This window comes from Pontibacter brevis, assembly GCF_054779655.1.
The window spans coordinates 37894-59372 of the sequence record NZ_BAAGXV010000029.1 but is presented as its reverse complement, the minus strand read 5'-3'; the positions used below and the strand labels follow the sequence as shown (position 1 = coordinate 59372).

Below are 21479 nucleotides of genomic sequence, written 5' to 3'. Positions count from 1 at the left end.
TGGTAAAGCTGTTCGAACATGGGTGCCTTTACTACTAAGCACCAACATTGGGAACCGCTAATCCTATAATTGTTGATTTACCATCTTCATCTTATGAACATATTCTATCCAGTTATAGAAGTGCTTCATTAATCTATATTCAAAACTCACACTTCAGTGGACTTAGTTAAAACCTGAGCGTTATTGGGTTCAAACCAGAAGTAATAACAGAATAATTTCTGCTTCATTTAAATCATTTTCTCCACTCATGTGGATATACCTGATTTATATGATGATATAGGTGACATCGTAGAGTGTAACGAAAAACAGTACTACAAAAAAAGGGCAGATTATTCTGCCCCTTTTTCTACTCCAAACTCTAACTTTTCTAACGAATCCCAATCAAAGTCTTCTACATGCTCAGGTTTAACGACTTCGGGCTTGATAACTTCAGGCTTAATTTTGTACTCATAAGTAGACCTGAAATTATCGTCTGTATTTAGTTCTTTTTTATGGAATTCTCTATACTTAGCCTTCAAATCAGATTCCAAAACAAATTTATTTTTACCAGCATCATACGCTGTGATATATCCCCCTTTGCCATCTGCCCAATTGTACAGCGTCTGTCTTGACACTCCAAGTATTTTAGCGCAATCATTTAGCTTGTACTTTGGCTGGTTGAAGTTTTTAGCTTTCTGTCCTGAATAAATTTCATGCTTACGCTCCAAAATAACATTGCTGAGGCAGTTGTAGAATGTGTGTAATGCCAACCGATATTTATCTAATTCATCCACACTTTTTTCTAACTGCCGCTGTAAATCACCTTCATTAAACTTTTTCACTCTCAGTGTTAGGTATAAATCTACATACTCAGACAGTAAATTTCTGTTCAACCCCGTTTTCCTAATTTTATCTAACATAGTGGTTAGTTCGTGTAGGTTAGCAAAATTTATCTCTTCTTCTGTTTCTTTCATACAATGTGTTATTCTATACTAAGGTAATCAGGTTTCCAATATCGGCTAAGAATAGTAAAAGGTGAAATGTTTTTTTGCTTACTTATTGTAATAATATAGCAAATCAACCACAGACAAAATAGAGTGAGAAAACTACGAAGATTATAGTAGCACAGGAATTTATAAGATATAAAATAATCACTGCACAAGAAAAGGTGTATACTTGCCAAAACAAGATAAGTGTACCACCCAGTCATGTAAAAATCAGCAATATTTATTACTAATCAGATAATTAGAACATTATATAGGCAAATATGCTATTATGATGTGCCAAATAGCGCAGGAAGTTATCAAACCCACAGCTTTATGATTTAAGCTGCCATTCCTGAAACGACATTACTAATCTGTTGACCCTATAAGACACATCAGCAACCGAAACTCCTTCACTGATTCCATTAATACTCACTCGAACAGGCATTGTAGCATGCAGAGCAAGTTCTTCATCATAAAATAAAACCAGCACCCTTATGGATGGAGAGAAGATGTGCATCTGCTTTTTCACGTACTGCTCCATGACGTAATCGTAATCTTCAAAGCTGGTGACACAATCAAACAGGTTGTCCTTGATTACGCTTTCGACAACTACATCATAGACTCCATCTTTAGTTACAACCCTCAGGTTTTTCGGAACATCTAATTCATACATGTCGCTGTCCAAGTCATAAATCATAGGATTTAGATAGCTACTCGTTTCCATCTTCTTTGCTATCCATTTTTTCTTTCAGTGCTTTGAGCGCATAACGCACCACTTTTCCTTTTGTCACTCTGATTTTGTAGTCCTTAGCCAGCAGCATCTTAATTAGTTCTATCTGGTAATCAGTATCTTCTGATATCTTTAAGCTTCTCATTTATGGGTATGTTGATTTATCTTATATATCAGAATTTAGAATCGGATTTCTACACTTTTACACTTTTCTACCATGATATATACTTCAAAAGGAATAAAAATCATGGAACATGTACTGAAAAACGAACTGCTATACAAAGCAGGCGAGATAGAAATTTATAAGACATATAATAAAGAGGAAGACAGCTATGGACTTTACTGGACATCACCTGATGGCTACAGGAGGTCGGAATATCACTACACCCTTATCCACCCTTTTGAGAATCAGAGAGCCGCTGCGCTGAGATTTGTAGGTGGGATTGAGTGGGTGTGGATGTGGATTGACACTGATTTGAACGAGTCCGAAATGGATGATTTGAGCAGGGTAATTTGGGAAGTTTTAAGGGTAGGCGATTCGAGGTGCAACTGCAATGGTACTGACGAAATGTTTGGGTGCGATTTATGCGTACTCGGCAAAATTGAAAACAGCTATAATTTCAAAACAATTTTCAATGATGCATTTCAAAAAGTTTTTACTTATGATACCGAAGAAGTCTGCTACACGATTAAATTGACTGTGTGTGAAGACAATCAAAGTATGACCTTTGATTACATGTGGGAGCAGGAGGAAGTGGAAAACCGCGTAAAAGGTATCATAAACACCTATGAGGAACAGATTTATGAACTGGAAGAACATTTAATGGTTTGTGTGGTAATTCATTGTGAAGACTCACCAGCGGTGCGACTGGTTCCATGCACAGTATCCATCGACATAGTAAGCGTTGCAACTTACTTACAAGTGGATAACACCAATAAAGTCCTGAAGTTTAACGACTTCAAAAACAGTAACGGGAAAGCATTATAAGATATTAGATAAGCAGGTATAGAATTTCCAGCTATACCTGTTACCATGCCTTGCTTAAGCCACTATAGTTCATCATAGTAACTGGCATAATCACCACCCAAAGGCACTATACCGAAGCCGTGGCAGTTCCTACAGCCGTTGCCATGGCAGCCAGGACAGTAGTCATTCTTATCTATAAACATCCATTCATCCTCTGATACTGCCGCATCACTTAACCTCTTGCCAGTGTGGTCAATCAAAAAACAGAAGCCATTTTGCTTTGCCCAAATAGAATCCGTGTGGCTGTGGTATTGCAGCAGGTCAAATACTGGCTCAGCAAGAACACTATCTGTTAAAAGGTTAAATATTCCGTAGCTGCCATTAGAAAGCAGCTTGACCAGTTGCTTTTCCCTGTCCAGGTAACTGTATTTTAGTATAAGCATATCCTTTATCAATTTTACTTATATATAAAGGAGAAGCTGGTACAGTTAGGTGAAACAAAAGCAGCTTGGTGATTGCCGTGTAAAATCACCAAAAGTCAGGTTTAAGTCTCTATGAGTGTTGTTTTCAGTCCTGCTATGCCACCTTCTGGCATATGACCTAACACCAGTGCTGCCACCTCTCTCCTGCCTACTCTGTAAACTTTAACATTTGACAGGTGCTGCTCCATGAAATCCTGAAGTACCTGGTATCGCTCAGCTACCTGTTTGGCTTCATCATCTGCCTCAGGTTCTGTTCTCGTCATATTACGAAGGAAGTAAGCTAAGTCAACTGTCTCTACTTTTGCATCTGATGGCTGTTCAGCAAACTGTTTTACCTCAGCATCAGACAATTCAGAAGGCTCTTTTTTTTTGAAATGAACAACTTCAAGAAGATAGTCACTTTCACTCATATAGTATAAGCCATCTGTAAGTTCCTGCAATCTTTGTAGTATAGCATCGTTTGTCATTGCCATAGATATCGTGTGGTGATTTGTAATAGATTTATCTGGTTGGTCCAGTATCTACTCTTGCTTCCAATGAGTTTTCTATCTGGTCTGGCAGAGCCGAAAGCAAATCATATCCTGTTGCTTGTTCTATAGCATCTACTGAGGTTCTATAGATACCCCAATCGGAATCAACAGTATTAACGTTTGTTGTATTCACGGCTATAACTCTTGTACTGGCATCAATGCGGCTTAAATCATTATCCCCTTCAGGCAATACCACTATCACCTTCCAGATATTCTTCGGAACAGTAACTCTTCCATTGTCTATGGTGTTGGCTGCACCTTCACTACCTATACCACCAATGCCATAGTTGCCCATTATCACATAGGCTTCCATACCTTCGTCAACAAGGTCTCTTGTGTAGTCCTCAAGATTAGCCCACGTGTTTCTGTTGTTATTGGGAGCCTGCGGTATAATGTTAGTCGTAAGGAAGGTGGCAGAGTTATCTTCTTCTGTTCTGGTTCGGTCGGCACTGGGCGTGTTGTGTCCTCTGTCGAAACCACTTCCTGTATAAGCAGATGCTCCTACCCTGTACCAGTCTGCTGGCAAAGTCATATCCGCTCTGAAATCATCCTGTCGTGGAGCAGCACCTAACCAATCTTCGCTAAGGTGCCAGCTTACCCAATTAGGTGTTCCCCTATCCCTGCTGTATGACAGCACATACTGAGGTTTAACCATCAGGTAGTTGTTGAAATCTGAGACTTCGGCAGTTGCATTACTTGGATTCCCTAATGCAACATGCTCACTTACGGATGTATCAACAGAACTTTTAGGAGCAACCTCAGTTTCCGAACAAGCCTGTAAGCCTAAAAAAACAAATAAAATAATGTATAAACGGTTTCTCATAATCATGCTTTTATAGTGCATAGGAACACTTCTGTGGCAGGTTGCCTAATGCAATGCGAGTAGTCATTTATTTAGTACGGCAAATCAAACGTGATGTCACAGATTAGCACTTAAGGAAAATCTTCAACAGGTATAACAGATTGCATCTTTTTGTTACTATATTGTGCTTATAAGATGTTGAGACATCCCCTACCACTTTAAACTGTCACAGGCACTTCAACAGATATAATGAACAGGAAGAAGATACTCGGTTTTATTACAGTAGCTGCCTTCATCGCAACATCTGTTTATTACTTCTACCCCGAGCAAAAACTACCTGCTGGTACAACAATAGACAAACTGGTGGTAGTGAAATCTGAGAGACAGTTGATTGCTTATTCTGATGGTCAGCTAATTAAAACCTACAGTGTCGCTTTGGGAAGAATCCCAGAGGGTGACAAAGAATACGAGGGTGATAAAAAAACGCCAGAAGGCATATATATCATTAACGACAAGAATCCCAATAGTGCATACCATAAGAATTTGGGTGTTTCCTACCCTAATGCCGATGATATCAGTCATGCAAAGAGTTTTGGTAAATCACCTGGTGGTGACATCAAAATTCATGGGCTTAGAAACGGCACTGGCTTCATCTCAAAGTTTCACCGATGGTTCGACTGGACTCAGGGATGTGTTGCTGTGACTGACGATGAAATGGATGAACTTTATGATGCTGTTGCTATTGGTACTCCTATAGAAATAAGACCATAGAAGCAAAGATTGAACACCCTACATAAATTAAAACACATACATGCCTGTAACGACTACTCATCAGTTTATAGACCAGTACCCTGTTCGCCATACGGACACAAGAATGATTGTGGGAACAATACACCCTCATACACATGATGATTTTCTGATTCCGTTCTTCTACGGAAACGTTGGTAGCTTCTGGGATATACTTCACAATGCTTATCCGCACCATAACCTGGTTTCCTTTGACAGCATTAACACCATGCTCAGGGTGAACAATGTATGGATTACCGATATCATCAGGCAATGTGACAGGGAGAGTGCAGCGGTGACTGATGATAAATCACTCTACAATATAATCCTGAATAAAGAGCAAATTCACCATGCTCTGCTGAACAGTCAGATTGATACAATCTATTTTACATCACGGTTCGGGAAGAATAGCGCTGGAAACCTTTTTACACAAGCCTTCGGAATCGACTACAAGCAAACTTTTGATGAAAATAAAAGTGAGTTCATAATTCCAGAAAGCTACTTCGGAAGAAAAATCAGATGTGTTGTGTTATACTCCCCATCTAACGCTGCGAACATAGGTATTTCACGCTGTTTGCCATTCCGCAGCAGACATCAGCACTACCAACAGTTTAAGGCACCTGTAAAGCAGTTCAAGATAGACTTTTATCGGGAGAAGTTTCAGTTTCTTAGTTAGTACATCACCATCATTGTCACTATGATAACAGACGACCAGACCAACTTTCTGTATCTGGCAGACACCCTCCCGAAGAAGTACCCTCAGTTCTATCAAAGGGTCGAAAAGGTGCTGGATGAGTGCGGAATCAACTATGAACTGCTACCTGGCACAAAAGATATCTGGGCAAGAGACTATATGCCCATACAGATAGCTAATAATAAGTTTTTGCAGTTCGTTTACAACCCTGATTATCTTCAAAGTAAGAAGTGGCAAAAGACTATTTCTGACACTGATGCTATTTGTTCATCAATAAATATCGTTCCTGTAAAGTCAGCTATCAAGGTAGATGGCGGAAATGTAGTACGTGCCTCAGATAAGGCTATCATGTGTGATAAGGTGTTCACGGAAAATCCACAGATACCTGAGAAACAGCTAATAAAGAAATTGCAGGAGCAGTTAGCAGTAGAACAGATTATATTCATACCTACCGACTCTTCAGATAAAATTGGGCATGCCGATGGCATGGTTCGCTTCCTGGATGAAAGAACAGTACTAATAAACGACTATTCAAAAGAGAAGCCACAGTTCCAGCTTAACCTCAGGATGGCTCTTCATAATGCTGCTTTGGACTGGGTGGAGGTAGCATACACCCCTTACGGAAATGAGAGATTGATACAGGCAAACGGAATCTATATCAATTATCTGCAAATGAAAGATTCAATTATTGTGCCTTCCTACGGTATGAAAGAAGATGAAATTGTGGTAAAGCAGTTTGAACAACTGTTTCCTAAGAGTAAGATTTCAACCATTAACAGTAGTGAAATTGCTCAACAAGGAGGTGTATTAAACTGCATTACATGGAACATCCAAAATGGTGAAGATAGGTTCTGATTGTTTCAACTTCAATCTAAACCACCTAAATATGTAATATATGGAAACAAAAACTACTGTGATTGAGAACTATGGCATCCTTGCTTCAATGTCATGGAACAGCAACAAATGGGCTAATGACCCAACGGAGCAGGACTTGAAAGCATCGAACTACAACTTCGTGAAGAACGAGAAGCACATGCACGAAAGTCTAAACTTTGGACATGATATCTATCCAAGCGAAGCTGATGGCTACTATATTGGCTATACTCCTATGCTGAACAGACTTCCTGCTGCTGATAAGCAGAAAACGGTAAATATACTCTTTCTCTTTAGCAGCGACTATAAAAATGGCAACAGGAAATCTGTTGTAGGACTGTATGGTTTCCCAATTTTTGGAGAATGGTTTCGCCAGGCTCAGCACCCTAAGTATAAAGAATACGACTGGGGTAACATTGCTGCTAATCCTGATGATATTATCTACTTTGATAATCACCTGGTTATTGATAACGACCTTGTGCAACACCATAATCTTCTGCCTGAAGACAGAAAAATTTCTCAGCAGGGGTTTAACTACTTAAGTTCTGATAACGTCCAGAACCTACTGTTATTAGCCTCTAAACTTAACCCAGATAATAGAAAGCTTAACTCTTTCACTGCTAAATTCCCACTGTTAGTGGATATTATCGAGGAAAGGAATACGCTTGATGATATGTACCTGTCTGTTGGTGACAGTAGCGCAGATACAGTAGAGGGAATAGCCGAGTTAGAAAAAAATATGAAAAAGGCTAAGCCAGAAGTAAAACAGAGAATTTCATCATATATAGAGCGGGGAGCAATTGCCAACAAAGTTAAGAAGCTAACCAACTATCGGTGCCTCGTCTGTGAAGCCATGGGATTCAACCCTTATTCTTTCAAGAAGCCCAACGGAGAACATTATGTTGAGACACATCATGTTGAACCTGTTTCTACTCTGAAGAAAGGCGTTTTAAGTGTAAACAACCTAATTACTGTATGTGCGAACCACCACAGGCAACTGCACTATGGAAACTCAAAGGTAGTGGAACATACACCCATAAATTTTAAATTCAGTATTGATGGCAGTATCGTGACAGTTAAGGCAATAAAACTACAATAATATTTATGGCACTACCAAAATACACTCTCCAAAACATACATGAAATGATATATTGGGGGCAGGCAAAGACTTATACCGCTACCGATAAATATCATATATACATCGTACATGACCTGCACAACCCAAGAGTTGTAACAGGATATTATGCACACGAAACTGGCACAGAAAAGCTAACGGCTATTCCAAATACAAGCCAGCTAAATAAGTTCTTAAAAAGCCACAGATAAGATTTAAAAGATAAAGTTCACATGTATAACATCTACCAACTTTACTTAATGAATGAAAAGCAGTTGCCTTTCGAAATTGTAAGATTTTCTTGGGGGAACTTAAAAATTACTTTAGATAAAATTGATAACATACGTTTCTCGGCTGGTGCGTGGTACTGTGATGCCTATACGCTTTCAGAGGACTATAAGGACTTCGGCTATGGGAAGGTTGGAGACTACAAAGAAATCGGATGTGCTGGCAATTACTCATGGAGTTACGCAGATGAAACGAAAGAATATAATGAGGATTTACTGCCCAAAGTAGAGAAGCGACACGACAGAGGCTTGGCATTTCAGAAGGCAGGCAAAGATTATGAGTGCTACCATTGCAAGAAGCTTATCCCAAAAGGTCAGGAATACGAAAGATACAGCGTACGCTCTGCTGGAAAGAAAGGAATGCCTATAAAAGAGGTGTTCTGTATCGGTCACAGAGACGAAATGCGAGAAAAGTTCTTTGGGAAACCAGCAGACTTGATTGAATTCAAAGAGTTGATTGAGGTCTGGGATAAGGGAAAGGTAATATAAGTTCTATTAAAGTGTGATTGCCACTATTTGACCTAACACTACTGCTAACCTTGGTAGCAAAAGGCTTACAGGTTCATTTTTCTTTCGCAACCCCTCCATGATTTAGTGAGAGGGGATTACGAAAGAAAAATGTTAAGAGGGAAATGTTAGGTAAACTACTGTTTAATACCAGAGAAAGTCAGCTTACATCCTGACTATTACACGTCCACCACAACACCTGATGATGCACTATAAACGATGTTAGCGTTTCGGTATTGATTTCAATCTTCCTTTAATAGTTTTAATTTTTTGTTTATTTCGATTAAACTCCGCTCATGAAGTTTCCCAAACCATTCTTCAGATAGTTCTGTTGTTAGTTCTGGATTATCTATTCCTAATGAACCTGTTATCATTCCAATTTGAGCCCCAAATTCACGGATTATAATTATTGGAAATTCAGCACAAACATGAGCCATTACTTTAATTGCTTCTTCTTGTGGAAAATCTGTATCAGGAAAAATCATTTTAATAGCCTTTGTTGCTATTCCTAAGTCATTTAAAATAGTCCGTGCTATAACGCCAGAATCCTTGTTACTAAAATATTGAGCAATCGCATTACTGAAGCTTTTTGCGAAAATGAAATCAAGAACTTCCCAAAATTCTGTTGAAATTATATACAATTCAGAAATCAAATGGTCTGAATATCTATAAATTGAAAGACTATTTCTAAAATCAAGATATCTATCAAACTGTAGCAAGAAAACAATGTTCTCACTTAGCTTTATCTCACAAGCTTTAATTGATTCAAAACTAATTTCTCTGAAAATGGAAGTATGTTTTTTTATTAAATCAAAAATTTGCTTTTCATCCTTCAATTGCTTGATTAAAAGTATTGAGTACAAACTTTTAAAATCATTTTCTAATTCAAGACGAAATTCAAAAAAGCGCAACGCATCATCTGTTAACCATTCATTGTCCTTCCAATTTTCTATCAGTAAATTTGCTTTAAAATTTAAATAAACAATATCATCTGAATAATGGTCTAATCCTTTATTAACCCAATTTAAAGCCTCTTTTACATTTCCAAGTTTTTCATAAGCATAAGCAATCCCAAAGTAGCTATATTGATATTCAAATAGCATATTTTCATCATTTCTAATCGCTTCCAACATAAGTGATAAACCTTCATCGTCTCTATTAAAAATTCTTGAAAGTGTAACACCTTTACTGAAAAGAGCTTGAGGTAATTGGGGATTTATTCTTAAAGCCTTATCATAACAATTTAGCTCTTTTTCATGTTCCTTTATATCAAAGTAGACCTGTCCAAGATTTTTCCAAGCTTGCTCAAAATTCGGATTTAGCCTTAAGCACAATTCAAAGTGAGTAATTGCTTCTTGGTTATATCCTAATCGACTCAGAGTATTTGCGTAATTGTAGTGATAAATATATTGTGTATTATCCTTACTTAAATAGTCCTTAAATATATTTTTAGCTTCAATAATTTTGCCTTTAATTTTATTTTGCATGCCATCTTCTGCCAATATGCAAGCTTTTGTCAAGTATTGGTTAGATGTACCTGAAAGTTCAATGGCTTTATTAATATTATTGATAGCTTCTTTGTAGTGAAAAGTGTTATATTGACTCTGTGCCAAACCTTCCAATATTATAATATCATTAGGATTTTCTTTCAAAAGATTTTTGAAATAGAAAATTGATTTCTCATAATCTTGTGAAAAGTAATATTTCCACGCAAGAATCTGTGAATTTGAAATTTCATCATACTCAAAACATTTGATACCTTCCACAAGCATTTTGATACTAAAAATATTCTGAACGTATTTTGAAATTGAATCCCAATCAATTTTGCTAAGTTTATTTGCTTTAGGAATTTTTATCCTATACGTTTTTTGAGATGATGTTAAATCAAATTCCAACTCATTATACCAGCACCAGTATGCTTCCTTTTCCTCTTGCACATATGAAACAAGCAATACAGGTTCTAACTTTGTATGATATAATCCTAAGGTTGAATGCTTTAATGATATAATAGTAAAGTCATCACTTTTCTCTTTGATTTTGCTTTTCAATTGAACAGAAAAGCTAAGTCCAGTCACTTGATTATTAGTAACAATATTAACCACATAGTCAATACCATAATCATGCTCAGGCTTATCAACATACCAATCGTTTGGAACTTGAGAATTAAAAAACTTACTTGATTCAGTTTCTAAAATATGATTGTTATGCCTATTTGGTGTTTCCAAGTACTTTACAATTTTTATATATGATAATCAGTTTTGCACAGTCGTTTCTTACAACGTTTAGGAGAGGCTTTGAACGAGGCAAAGCCGAGTATGGAGCCTATGCCGTGTCGTAGCTACAGTAAAGGTGGGGTTGGCATATGTAATTTACATATACATCCTATTAGAAGCTGGAAGGCTTCTCACTTCCTCTTTGTTATTAATTATTCCCCTTATAGTTTCTTCTATTCTAAGGAACCTCTCCTCTACATTTTTGTCATTTATCTCACAGAAGCCGTTATCATAGACTCTCTTCTTCATCTGTCCAATTCTTACTATAATTTCGGTACTAAAGGATGGTAATATGCACCTTCTATCTCCTCTTTCTATTGTATCAGGCAAGGTTAAAATATCCTCCTTCTTTATCACATTATAAATCCTTCGTTTTTCTTCCACGGTTAAAGCCACACTCACTCTTTTAACTTCACCCATATACTTTCGAGAGAATGCTGAATCAGACGAAGAAAAGAAATTACTCTTCCCATTATCATCATATACAACCTCAAAGTCTTTTAGGTGAAGAGTGTCAGATAGCTTATATGAATCTACTTGCCTTGCTGTTTCTGTATTACTTTTTGCAACTTGGTTATCGCATGCGATTAGTGTAAGCAAGAAGCAGAGAAGGAGTAAATTTTTCATTTTATGATTTTTATGCATGCCAACTATCGGCTAAACGGAGTTATTCGACTTACCTGCACTATGTACGGAAGTGGTCTTGTCTGCTCTTTCCTCATTTTTGAAGCTGTTAGGGCTATTTGAGTGGCTTCCTCCATAGTATATCGCTAACACAATATAGTAACTACTGCGGCAATACCATCCTTATTTACCAAAATGATTGGTGTGTGACTATAAAAATTGATAAGTGAGGAAGCAACATGAAAAGGCACTACCCTAAACCTTTAATCCTGCTCTGAATATACTCTTCTGCCTGCTCAATTAACTCCTTAACATCTTGCATTGGCTCAGCAATCTCTTCTCTGAACTGGTCGTCCAGCAGAGCAAAATAAACCGCACCCACTTATCTCTCTTGGTACTGGTGATTATCAGGTAGTGAACGGAAGAAATCATCTATATATTTCTCTACTTCTGATTCTGTAAATCGTGGCATATGTCTTTTTTGAATTTATATATCTAAAAGAACCATCCTCATCAAAAAAGCAGATGCCATTCCTGTGCAACGTGCTATACAATTACTATGTAGCAGGCATTTGCCCTTACTTATACATTATCATTTGAGCAGTCTCTTTATCTACTTCCGATGCTATTTGTCTTGACTTTATACATATTATCTTGTAGGTATTCGAGTAGTTTAAATCCTGACTAATCAAAAATAATAAGGGAGAACCCGAATGAGTCCTCCCTTATTATACTTTGGCAAAAGTGAATGTTTATTTATAATAATAACTTTTATCGGTAAACATTTTTGAACACGATAAATATTTGATATAAAGCGATATAAGTCTGCTAATTGTCTTCATGATATATGTTTTATTTTTATAATATGAAGACGAACAAGTATACGAAAAGACGCAAGATTTACAGAATATTCTAACTTCTTAAGTCTTGAAAAACGGTGTTCATGTGGATGGTGAGTTAGAAAACTAACAGGTTGATGAAACTTCAGCACGCCTGTAGCTATCTCAAACGATATTGTAAACAGCTACCACAGCACGTTTTCGATGCAGATGAGAACTGCGCCTTTGATGAAGTTATAAAGGATTTAATGACCATCAGGGTCGGTAAAATAGAGAGGCTGATACATGAGTATTGAACGCTTTTAGTGTGACAGCCAGCATTCTTGCAGAACAAGAATCTAACTAAACTCTTATCCCTACAGAGGCAGTGTGGCTTTTACCATACCAGAAGCAAGATTAAGTTTTGTATAGTAAACGGTGAACTATGAGGGTGCCGCTAATGGTCTGCTTTTCCTCATCCTACCTTTTTTAAACATTCCTGAAAATTTTCCTGCTCCTGATTTAAAACATTCACTTTTTTAAATGTATAAAGTTTGTAAAACTGAATAATCAGATAGTAAAAACAGAATAACATGATACAGAACAACACAGACTTTATGAGTGACGAGGAATTCACTGACTTAGTGAAAGAAGAAACAGAACATTGCTATAGAGCAACTATGTCTGAATTAGAATTCTATGTGGAGGGTTTCTATTCAGTGGCAAGGGATTATATAAAGTATGGGAAACACGAATTAGCCAACGAGTATATTATTCGATGGAAAGTGGCTGAAGAAGTACATGGCAAGCGACTCATAATACAGAACCGAAACAAGAAAATCAGTGAGATACTTAGCGATAAGCTGGACACGGAATTTGGCTCGCTGGACACTGGGTTTATAGATAGTTTAGACATGGACTCATTGTTTAACAACTGATAGAACAAAAGAGTGTTACTGTAGCAAACAGAGTTTCTTCTGTGGCTGTGGTAACACTCTTTCGCTTTAGTCATACTCACACATGTACTTTTAGGAAAAGGCGGTTCCTAAAATCTTCTGATGGCTTTGGAAAAACACTGTAGCCTGAAGCCATACGATGTATTTACAAAGAGCAGGGAGTTTATATATAATATAAACAAATGCAAGAGATATGGCACGTAAACATAAGCACCCTAAAAATTTGACACTTGATGAAATAGAAGAACTGATTAATAAGTACAGAAAAGAAGCTTTTCTACTAAACACAGAAGATGTAGCGGATGCGTTACAGGAAATAAGGGAAAAGGGTCTCGGGTACTCTTTTGCCAAAAAGCATGTTCAAGGATATTACATGTGGGTCAAGGAGAAAGTATATGCTCAGGTCTATGAGCAGAAAGTGAAAGCTGAGACCAGGAGCAGGAAGATTGCTACCCTACTCTGTGATGAGTAGCATCAGAAAACAACATAATCAAAAAGGAACAATGAGTGAATAAACTGCTCATTGTTCCTTTTTGATTATGTTGCTAATGTTACCTGATTATGCTGCCATTGGCACACATGCTTCAGTACTATTGTGCTTGGTAATCTGCTCTACATCCAGTGATGGCACTATGCTGTACTCTTTGTTAAAGTAATATTTAATCTCATCCATGACCACAGTAATATGTTCTGGGAGCGTTAGTACTGAATCATGTATGGTCGAAAGAAACGTGCTGTTACGCATCAGTTTATTCACCACTTTCTTTATCATGATATCGGCTTCCGTGGTTTGCATCAGGCGACTCAGAAGCGTATAATCATTAGCCTTGTAATGTTTTATGACAGCATATACGTTAGGAAACCTATGCCTGAAATATTCAGAATCCTTACTTTTGTCAGCCCATCCGTTGCGGCAATAGAACAAGGTGGCGAATAGCATTTGCTTGAAAGATGTTCTGTCACCTATAAAATTCATCTCAATCATCAGCACGTTGTACAGCATGCCATTACTGCATAGTTGAACATATTCCTGAACATCCACTGGAAGATTGTTTTGATAGTAGTCTACCAGCAGGCTACAGAAGATGAATGGCTGTGAGTTCTTAATGTCGATATTTACCAGTGGCACATTAGGATGCTTCTTATGATACAGGAACTGGCGCAGTGACCTGGACAGGTTAGTAATAAAAGTGTAGACACGTCCAGTATTAGCATCCACAGAAAAACAATAGTTTCTGTTTACGATATTTTGAACAGAAACTATATCTGCATTCCGCTTATCCTGCATAACTGACTTAAGGCACTTGACATCGTTCAGGAAGACCTCATCAAACTCGCCTTCGTATTTCAATGGAATAGAATAGAAGTCAACTTCAGGATAATCATCTATCGCCTGCTTAAAGCTATCATACAAGCCCTCTGGCAGCAGCGAATCTATCAGTTGGATAGTTCTGTCATATTTCTCGTCAATGTATTGCAGGGCTTCCTTTTGGCGTATTTGGATATACTTCAACTGCGACCAAATATAGTGTTCTGGTTTGGAAGCTGCTTTGTATTTTCTTCTTTGCAGGTTAGCTGCGAAAGTGTCTTTCAATATCATTATCTCCACCGCTTTCGATTTATACGCCTGGGAGATGTCGTATCCTCTTGACACCACACCAGGCTCGTATTGATTGTCCGTAACGATAACACCCCATTCCAGCAGGTCGTCAACTATTATTTGGTAGTAGTCAGCACCCAAAACATCTCGTAGAGTTGTGGCTTTCAAAGGTACAAGACCGTTTCTTTTTGAAGTGGAGAATATCTTCTGCTCAATTATTTTAGACAGCACATAGGCATATTTATCCTGGTGGTCTAAGCGGTATCTTTCACTGTTGTATTTAGCTAATATTAGCTGCGGTAAGTCGACTTTTGTTGGTATGTAAAGCTTTCTTTCATTGTTCTTTATCTTCATTTCTAACTAATTCTTTTTTTCTTATTTATATATCTGTTGATATAGCTTTTATAAGAAATCAGTAATTAGTTTAAAGATTGATAGCAATATATTTTCTATGAAGCCATATTCCATCATTCTGAATACTAACTATAATCTTATCTGTTCTTCACTACCGTTCATAAAAGATGAAATCATACCCAATAATGATGTTGAAATACTTTGATGATGAATTTCTTTGTCTTTAAGTATTAGTTAATATTAGTAAGTATTATATATCATTAACTTGTATAAAATTGGCTCAAATTCCATTTCCAATATTTTCTCTTATTCTATATCTTATGGTTAATGACTTGTAAGATATTATTTATCAAAAACCCTCTCTATTAACTGTATTCACAGTTTTTAGACTACTTCTCAAACACCTAAAATTTCACATTTTTTCACATATTCTGTATGCATGAGCGATGAGCGAGTGCAACAGTTACCTGAGAGCGGAAGCGAGCAGGTAGCTTTCAGAATGGATGAAGACTTAGGCTTGTTAAATAGGTTATAGAATGACTTCTATCAGATGTATAAATAGAGACAGAATGATTAAGAAAGCTTCTTTACCTACCAGTAAAAGGTATCATAAATAAGTAAGTATATTATATCATTAACTTGTATAAAACTGATTCATCAGCATATCCTGCACATACCTTCTTCAAGATTAACTCTCATAAGAGCATTACATCACTTATAAGAGGACATCTATACTATCGCTACCAAACACCTTCTTGTTTTGCTGGTACTGCTGTAGTGGCTAATATAGCCTAAATAGAGTGGTTTGATACGCTGTTAACGTGGTTTAAATACTGCTCATTGAAGTTTGAAAAAATAATATCCTAAATTTTTAAACTTATCCTTTTTCTGATGTATAAAGTGTATCATATTCTAAAAGCGATACAGTGGATATGGTTTGGATTCTGGTATAAATATTATATTAGCTATATTGCTAATTCGCTGACTTGACTGATGTTTCCTGTTAGCGAAACAGCTTCGATTCATTTCTCAGTTAAACAACAATAGCTTTTGGACAGTCTTAAAAAATTTCTTTCCGTTACCCTGCTTATTATGGGTAAAGCACTTAAGTTCACATTGATTCTCACCAAAGCCACTCTGATGGCTATCTATCACATACTTGCAGGTGTGTTTGGTTGGGAAAAAGAAAAGAGTAAAGGGAATAAACAGCACATAAAGTACCACCAGCGCAATAGAAGCTACCGTTCCCATAGAGCCAGCTACTCCAACAAGCGAAGTAGCCGAAATGACTCTAAAAGCAAAGGCGATAGGTTCGAAGAGTATATTGTAAAAAGCCTGAACCAAACCTACTTCACAGTTAAGGAATGGCGTGGCGATAAGTACGTTGATGGCAGATACGCTGAGTCCAACATGCTACCAGACTTAGAAGTAGAGTACAGCCACAACTCAATCGCCTCTCGCTTCGCTATAGAGTGCAAGTATAGGACATCTCTCATTGATGATGCCGTTGAAATAGCCAAACCTTACCAACTGGATAACTACTCTAAGTTCTCGGAAGAAAAGGGTATGCCTGTTTTCATCGCCTTGGGTCTTGGTGGCTACCCTGATAATCCAGATGAGGAATTTATCATACCACTTGACAGTATCAACGACAACATCATTTATTACGATGAGCTATGTCAGTTCAGGCGAAAGCACCAAGGCAACTTGTTCTATGATTGCCGCATACAGGAGCTAAGATAGGTGTCACAGTTTACTCCTGTTTTAACAATTTATTAGAAGCTACACAACAACAATGGTAAAGTTTCAGGTAAACGACCCATCACTTGAATCTCAATGGAGAGCAGTTATCCTTTTCGGTAAGAATACAGCTACCTATAAGTTTGCCTTTGCCAAGGCACTACTTGAACTGGTCGAGAAGGAAAGAACAGCTATTACACTATCTGACCTTGCTGAGCCTTTTTCAAGACACATAGTAGACCACCTGAAGCAAAACGATAAACAAGGTAGTTCAGCATCAAGCAGGTTCTTAGATACGTGCAGAAGCTATATAAACAGCCAAATCACGAAAGATGAACTTCTGGTACAAACTGAACGACTCGGGTTTGTAAACGTGGTGGATGCGTTCCAGATGGTAAACAGAGGCACTATTCCAGACCAGTTCTACCAGAAGAACTACACCAGCGGAAAGAAGGAAATTATCATAACTGATAACCTGCTGAAACTGAAAGAGTCTTTCCACTTTCAGAACTTCGGACAGGAAACTGAAGCCAGATGGAATTTGGTGGAGACAGCATGGAATCTAAACATCAACCCAAACCTGCTGGAAGTGCAGTATGATGAGGATAAGGAGTTGTTCTTCATCGAGAACAACATCATGCGCAGGGTTAACATTACTTCTGTTCGTGACTCCCTGAACGGTTATCAGAAAGGTAAGTGCTTCTACAGTTTCCAGGATATTTCAGTAAACAGCCTCTCCCCCAACATTTGTGATGTAGACCACTTTCTACCACATCTTAATAAACAGAATCATTTCCCAGCTAACATCAATGGCGTATGGAATCTGGTATTAGCAGACAAAAGTGTCAATCGAAAGAAAAATGCTACAGTTCCTGATGTGAAATACCTGCATCGTCTTTACAACAGAAACGAGTTCTTTATAGAGAGTAAGCATCCTTTATCAGAGACTATTGTAAATCAGACTGGTGATACTCCTGAAAAGCGCAGGCAGTTTCTTCAGCATCATTATAATATAGCATTAAATCATTCCATACATACCTGGAAACCAGAAATAGAGTTACCATCTACATTTTAAGCAATGAGTGTTTTTCTTGAGATACCAGAGGACAGAATCATTTACAAAGACGACCACTTTTTCATCATTAGGGATAAATACCCTGTTTCGCCTGGTCACTCGCTTATCATCTCTAACCAACTTAGGTCTGACTACTTTGACCTGACAGAAAATGAAAAGCTTAATCTGGTAAAAGTCATTGAGGTATGTAAGCAGCTAATTGAGCAGGAATACGCTCCTGATGGGTATAACATCGGCATGAACTGCGGTGAAGTTGCAGGACAGACAGTGATGCACTTCCACTGCCATCTCATCCCACGATACAGAGGTGACATGGAAGACCCAAGAGGTGGTGTAAGGCATAGTGTGGCTGGTAAGGGATACTATTAACTTTCTTCTTTTAGATGCCTTACGACCCCTACCGTATCCCAAATGCAAAAGTTAGTTGTTAATTTACTACACTACATTTAACTTAAAGAGCTACTTCCGTTTTAAAGTTTTAACAACTTGCCTGACCAAATAGCTACAGCTAATCAGGAGGTTGACACATCCTAATTAGCTGTTCAGTCTTACCTTTTGCTCCTATACCTCGCTTTTACTCTATTTATGAATTCAGCATTCAGTATACTGTCTCCAAGCTTCACCGCCTGACCACTTTCAACGAGGACTTTATTTCCCTGGAATTTCTCGTGGTCACCGTAACCAGCAGAAGCTTGAGTGTACATGCACCCCACAATCCTGTCTTGCTCTCTTGCGAATTTGACCGTGTGAAGCGTACCACCCTTAACCCCTGTCTCCAATACTACCACTCCATAGCTTATGCCGCTCTGAATCCTATCCCTGTCTACAAAGCTGCTTCTCTGTGGCTCCTGACCGTACGGCAACTCGCTTATCAGCACCCCTCCTTTCTCAAGAATCTTTTCCGACAGCCCCATATTCTCCTTTGGATAGACGCTATGCAGCCCTCCAGCAAGCACAGCAATAGTAGGTTTATCGGCATCTACAGAAGCTTGATGTGCGATTGTGTCACAGCCCTTTGCCAAACCACTTACTAACGTCAAACCTTCTCCTATGAGAGACTCGGCTATTTTAGGTCCCGTCTCAACAACATGGGCAGAAGGCTCTCTGGTGCCGATAACAGCTACTGTAGGCGACTCTAACGTTGATATGTCTCCTTTGCAATGAAGGAGAACTGGCGGATTTGCCGTCTCTTTTAGCAGAGCGGGGTATTGCTCATCAAAGATACCGATGATGCTGATGCCATGTTTAGCGGAGCAGTCCACAACCCGCTCTCGTCCTTCTTTTCCTACCCCGATGGCTTCCTGTGACGGTATTGTAAACCTGAGTCGGGGATTATGCTTTTTTACATTATGTAGTAGCGCAATAATATCAGTGTCTGCCTCGGAAAATGAAGCCTTGGTTTTACTTAGATAACTTATAGTGCTTTTCACCGCAGCAACTGTTACACCTGGTATTTGGCTTAAGAGCAGCAGGTTATTATTGGATAACATCGGATTTTATATTTTGGCTTAAGGGGTTAGCTTACTTATTCAAAGCAGATTAATTTTATGCATGTTACTAAAGGGCGGAAAATCTTTAAGTGACAGGATTAGGTGACCTTTATTGATGGCTACAAGATACCTAAAATCGTACACTGCAAGAAAGGAAGACAAAATACAGCATTTTCACTCAAATGTGCGGAAGATACTCAGTTTTACCAACAGCAAAGGGCGTATCAAAAGCTGCTAAGCTATTAGCTAAAAGTCTTAAAGAAGGACACTACAACGCTGCACCAACACAAAATCTACCTGTGGTGACCAATACAGAACCAGATATAATTCAGTTCTTCTCATGGGGTCTACAGCCGTTTTGGGCGAAAGATTCAAAATCCATCAAGAGGTCCATCAACGCCAGAGCAGAGACACTTACGGAGAAGCCATCTTTCAGAAGTCTACTGAAGTCTAAAAGGTGCCTGGTACCAGCGGATGGTTTCTTTGAGTGGCAGGTGACACCACATGGGAAGGTGCCGCACAGGATACTTCTAAAGGATGAGGCAACCTTTAGCTTCGCAGGCTTGTGGGATGAGTGGACTGACAAGTCTACTGGTGAGATATTACATACCTATGCCATCATCACAACAGATGCCAACGACTTAGTTAAACCTATACATGACCGCATGCCTGTAATTCTCTCACCTGAGGCAGAAGAACTATGGCTGGATGAGCATGAGACACAGGAGGATTTACTATCGCTTCTGAAGCCTTTTGATGCTGAATTGATGAAAGCATATGCAGTATCTACGTTGGTGAACTCGCCTATGAACAATGTACCAGAGGTTATAAATTCACTTTAACCAGAGTTGCATGGGAAACATCATCCAAGCTGTATGTCAATGCGGATTAGAGTCCGACACCATCTATCAAGGTATCGGCTTCAGGTACTATGAGAACGGCATTAGAGTCGAACCAGCGCACTGCGATGCTTGTGGTATAGTAGTAGGCAAGGATATGAGCAAAAGCTATTCTAAGTGTCCTGAATGCCGCAGGAAAGCCAAGTTCTACAAAGATGATGTAGAAGAAAATCTGCCAGAGGAAAAAACGGTGGTGTTATCAGGTGATTATCTGGATGAAAAAAAATTCTGGCACTGCCCACGGTGTAAGAGAGAGACACTGCACTTTGAGAACATGGGTCTATGGGATTAGCAGGTCTCCTGCTATCTGGTGATTTCAATACCCACTACACTTATAACTCTATTCAGCAGCACCAGGAACTCATCAAATTCTTCTGGATAAGCATTTGAGCCGTATGAGTTAGTCTTGATGCCATCTCCCTTTGCCTTCAGTTCCCACTGAGTACCATCCAGTATGTCGCTGTCATATCTTCTTTTCCAACCACAGTGTTTCAGAAACTCAACCAGCCTACCCCAATCTTTATTCTTATTGACAGAAACCACTTTACTATGTTCTGGCATAGGGATGCTGATGTAGTCGGAAATAATAAGGCTTTCGTTTTGCAAAATGATTCGGTAGCTGTGGTCACGTCCATAACCACCAAGGTATAAGTCAAAGGTCATTGATACGGATGAGTTGAACAGACTCCAAGATAGAAAACTAAATCTATTTAGTGTTCAGTCTTAAGCTGTGTTACTGCATGGTTGATACATATTTACATCGTAACAGAAGATTCATGTGAATAAATATAACTAATATATTTAGCTTTTATTATTCTTGTTTACGTATTTGCTAACACTATTAGTAAAAGCTAATCAATGTTGGAAATATGTGCAGCGCAAAAATTATTCACATCAGTTCACAGGTCTTAGA

24 protein-coding genes are annotated in these 21479 nt (G+C 38.3%); 13 read left to right on the top strand and 11 right to left on the bottom strand.

Annotated features, from left to right (window positions below; genetic code table 11):
- Nucleotides 1-329: 329 nt before the first annotated feature.
- The 3 genes from ACYVB1_RS09170 to ACYVB1_RS09160 all read right to left on the bottom strand — a co-directional run bounded on the left by ACYVB1_RS09170 (nt 330) and on the right by ACYVB1_RS09160 (nt 1840).
- Nucleotides 330-953: a helix-turn-helix domain-containing protein gene (locus ACYVB1_RS09170; protein ID WP_460923074.1), complete on the bottom strand. Its 624-nt coding sequence runs from the start codon at nt 951-953 to the stop codon at nt 330-332.
- A gap of 343 nt (nt 954-1296) precedes the next feature.
- Entirely contained in the window at nt 1297-1662 is a 366-nt protein-coding gene (locus ACYVB1_RS09165; protein WP_460923072.1) for a hypothetical protein, read from the bottom strand.
- Between the two features lie 13 nt (nt 1663-1675).
- Nucleotides 1676-1840: a hypothetical protein gene (locus ACYVB1_RS09160; protein ID WP_460923070.1), complete on the bottom strand. Its 165-nt coding sequence runs from the start codon at nt 1838-1840 to the stop codon at nt 1676-1678.
- A gap of 102 nt (nt 1841-1942) precedes the next feature.
- On the opposite strand from ACYVB1_RS09160, the gene ACYVB1_RS09155 reads away from it, so the two are divergent.
- The gene (locus ACYVB1_RS09155) at nt 1943-2683 is read left to right on the top strand and encodes a hypothetical protein (RefSeq protein ID WP_460923068.1); all 741 of its coding nucleotides are present in this window, start codon (nt 1943-1945) and stop codon (nt 2681-2683) included.
- 62 nt (nt 2684-2745) lie between these two features.
- Here ACYVB1_RS09155 and ACYVB1_RS09150 read toward each other — a convergent pair whose 3' ends face one another.
- From ACYVB1_RS09150 to ACYVB1_RS09140, 3 genes are all read right to left on the bottom strand, one after another.
- On the bottom strand, nt 2746-3105 hold the full coding sequence (locus ACYVB1_RS09150) for a hypothetical protein (RefSeq protein WP_460923066.1): 360 nt from the start codon (nt 3103-3105) through the stop codon (nt 2746-2748).
- A gap of 101 nt (nt 3106-3206) precedes the next feature.
- The gene (locus tag ACYVB1_RS09145; RefSeq protein WP_460923064.1) at nt 3207-3617 is read right to left on the bottom strand and encodes a nuclease A inhibitor family protein; all 411 of its coding nucleotides are present in this window, start codon (nt 3615-3617) and stop codon (nt 3207-3209) included.
- 28 nt (nt 3618-3645) lie between these two features.
- Entirely contained in the window at nt 3646-4497 is an 852-nt protein-coding gene (locus ACYVB1_RS09140; protein WP_460923062.1) for a DNA/RNA non-specific endonuclease, read from the bottom strand.
- Nucleotides 4498-4725: 228 nt separating this feature from the next.
- Between ACYVB1_RS09140 and ACYVB1_RS09135 the strand changes: the two genes are divergently transcribed.
- The 5 genes from ACYVB1_RS09135 (at nt 4726) to ACYVB1_RS09115 (ending at nt 8719) form a co-directional block, all read left to right on the top strand.
- Nucleotides 4726-5247 (top strand): L,D-transpeptidase family protein, encoded by a 522-nt coding sequence (locus ACYVB1_RS09135; protein WP_460923060.1) that lies wholly within the window; start codon nt 4726-4728, stop codon nt 5245-5247.
- A 40-nt stretch (nt 5248-5287) separates the two neighbouring features.
- Nucleotides 5288-5938, top strand: coding sequence for a hypothetical protein (locus ACYVB1_RS09130; protein WP_460923058.1), 651 nt, complete (start codon nt 5288-5290; stop codon nt 5936-5938).
- 21 nt (nt 5939-5959) lie between these two features.
- Nucleotides 5960-6811 carry an agmatine deiminase family protein gene (locus tag ACYVB1_RS09125; protein ID WP_460923056.1) on the top strand — a complete coding sequence of 284 codons (852 nt, stop codon included), beginning with the start codon at nt 5960-5962 and terminating at the stop codon, nt 6809-6811.
- Nucleotides 6812-6851: 40 nt separating this feature from the next.
- On the top strand, nt 6852-7928 hold the full coding sequence (locus tag ACYVB1_RS09120) for an HNH endonuclease (RefSeq protein ID WP_460923054.1): 1077 nt from the start codon (nt 6852-6854) through the stop codon (nt 7926-7928).
- 248 nt (nt 7929-8176) lie between these two features.
- Entirely contained in the window at nt 8177-8719 is a 543-nt protein-coding gene (locus ACYVB1_RS09115) for a hypothetical protein (RefSeq protein ID WP_460923052.1), read from the top strand.
- A gap of 260 nt (nt 8720-8979) precedes the next feature.
- Here ACYVB1_RS09115 and ACYVB1_RS09110 read toward each other — a convergent pair whose 3' ends face one another.
- Together ACYVB1_RS09110 and ACYVB1_RS09105 are read right to left on the bottom strand one after the other, a co-directional pair.
- Nucleotides 8980-10962 carry a DUF4365 domain-containing protein gene (locus ACYVB1_RS09110; RefSeq protein ID WP_460923050.1) on the bottom strand — a complete coding sequence of 661 codons (1983 nt, stop codon included), beginning with the start codon at nt 10960-10962 and terminating at the stop codon, nt 8980-8982.
- Between the two features lie 144 nt (nt 10963-11106).
- A complete protein-coding gene (locus ACYVB1_RS09105; protein WP_460923048.1) occupies nt 11107-11637 on the bottom strand; it encodes a hypothetical protein in 531 nt (176 codons plus the stop codon).
- Nucleotides 11638-13132: 1495 nt separating this feature from the next.
- On the opposite strand from ACYVB1_RS09105, the gene ACYVB1_RS09100 reads away from it, so the two are divergent.
- Both ACYVB1_RS09100 and ACYVB1_RS09095 read left to right on the top strand, forming a co-directional pair.
- Nucleotides 13133-13390, top strand: coding sequence for a hypothetical protein (locus ACYVB1_RS09100; RefSeq protein ID WP_460923046.1), 258 nt, complete (start codon nt 13133-13135; stop codon nt 13388-13390).
- A gap of 211 nt (nt 13391-13601) precedes the next feature.
- Nucleotides 13602-13880, top strand: coding sequence for a hypothetical protein (locus ACYVB1_RS09095; RefSeq protein WP_460923044.1), 279 nt, complete (start codon nt 13602-13604; stop codon nt 13878-13880).
- Between the two features lie 87 nt (nt 13881-13967).
- Here ACYVB1_RS09095 and ACYVB1_RS09090 read toward each other — a convergent pair whose 3' ends face one another.
- Nucleotides 13968-15362 (bottom strand): hypothetical protein, encoded by a 1395-nt coding sequence (locus ACYVB1_RS09090; RefSeq protein WP_460923042.1) that lies wholly within the window; start codon nt 15360-15362, stop codon nt 13968-13970.
- A gap of 1092 nt (nt 15363-16454) precedes the next feature.
- Here ACYVB1_RS09090 and ACYVB1_RS09085 point away from each other — a divergent pair.
- The 3 genes from ACYVB1_RS09085 to ACYVB1_RS09075 are packed head-to-tail and all read left to right on the top strand — an operon-like array spanning nt 16455 to nt 18546.
- Nucleotides 16455-17105, top strand: a complete 651-nt coding sequence (locus ACYVB1_RS09085; RefSeq protein ID WP_460923040.1) for a hypothetical protein — start codon at nt 16455-16457, stop codon at nt 17103-17105.
- Between the two features lie 52 nt (nt 17106-17157).
- Complete coding sequence (locus ACYVB1_RS09080; protein WP_460923038.1) at nt 17158-18177, top strand: HNH endonuclease domain-containing protein; 1020 nt, start codon at nt 17158-17160, stop codon at nt 18175-18177.
- 3 nt (nt 18178-18180) lie between these two features.
- Nucleotides 18181-18546 (top strand): HIT family protein, encoded by a 366-nt coding sequence (locus ACYVB1_RS09075; RefSeq protein WP_460923036.1) that lies wholly within the window; start codon nt 18181-18183, stop codon nt 18544-18546.
- Nucleotides 18547-18725: 179 nt separating this feature from the next.
- Here the strand turns inward: ACYVB1_RS09075 and ACYVB1_RS09070 are convergent, their stop codons facing one another.
- A complete protein-coding gene (locus tag ACYVB1_RS09070; protein WP_460923034.1) occupies nt 18726-19667 on the bottom strand; it encodes a DNA-processing protein DprA in 942 nt (313 codons plus the stop codon).
- A gap of 182 nt (nt 19668-19849) precedes the next feature.
- On the opposite strand from ACYVB1_RS09070, the gene ACYVB1_RS09065 reads away from it, so the two are divergent.
- Together ACYVB1_RS09065 and ACYVB1_RS09060 are read left to right on the top strand one after the other, a co-directional pair.
- The gene (locus ACYVB1_RS09065) at nt 19850-20509 is read left to right on the top strand and encodes an SOS response-associated peptidase (RefSeq protein ID WP_460923032.1); all 660 of its coding nucleotides are present in this window, start codon (nt 19850-19852) and stop codon (nt 20507-20509) included.
- 10 nt (nt 20510-20519) lie between these two features.
- Nucleotides 20520-20858, top strand: a complete 339-nt coding sequence (locus ACYVB1_RS09060) for a hypothetical protein (protein ID WP_460923030.1) — start codon at nt 20520-20522, stop codon at nt 20856-20858.
- 11 nt (nt 20859-20869) lie between these two features.
- Here ACYVB1_RS09060 and ACYVB1_RS09055 read toward each other — a convergent pair whose 3' ends face one another.
- On the bottom strand, nt 20870-21229 hold the full coding sequence (locus tag ACYVB1_RS09055) for a hypothetical protein (protein ID WP_460923028.1): 360 nt from the start codon (nt 21227-21229) through the stop codon (nt 20870-20872).
- Nucleotides 21230-21479: the final 250 nt, after the last annotated feature.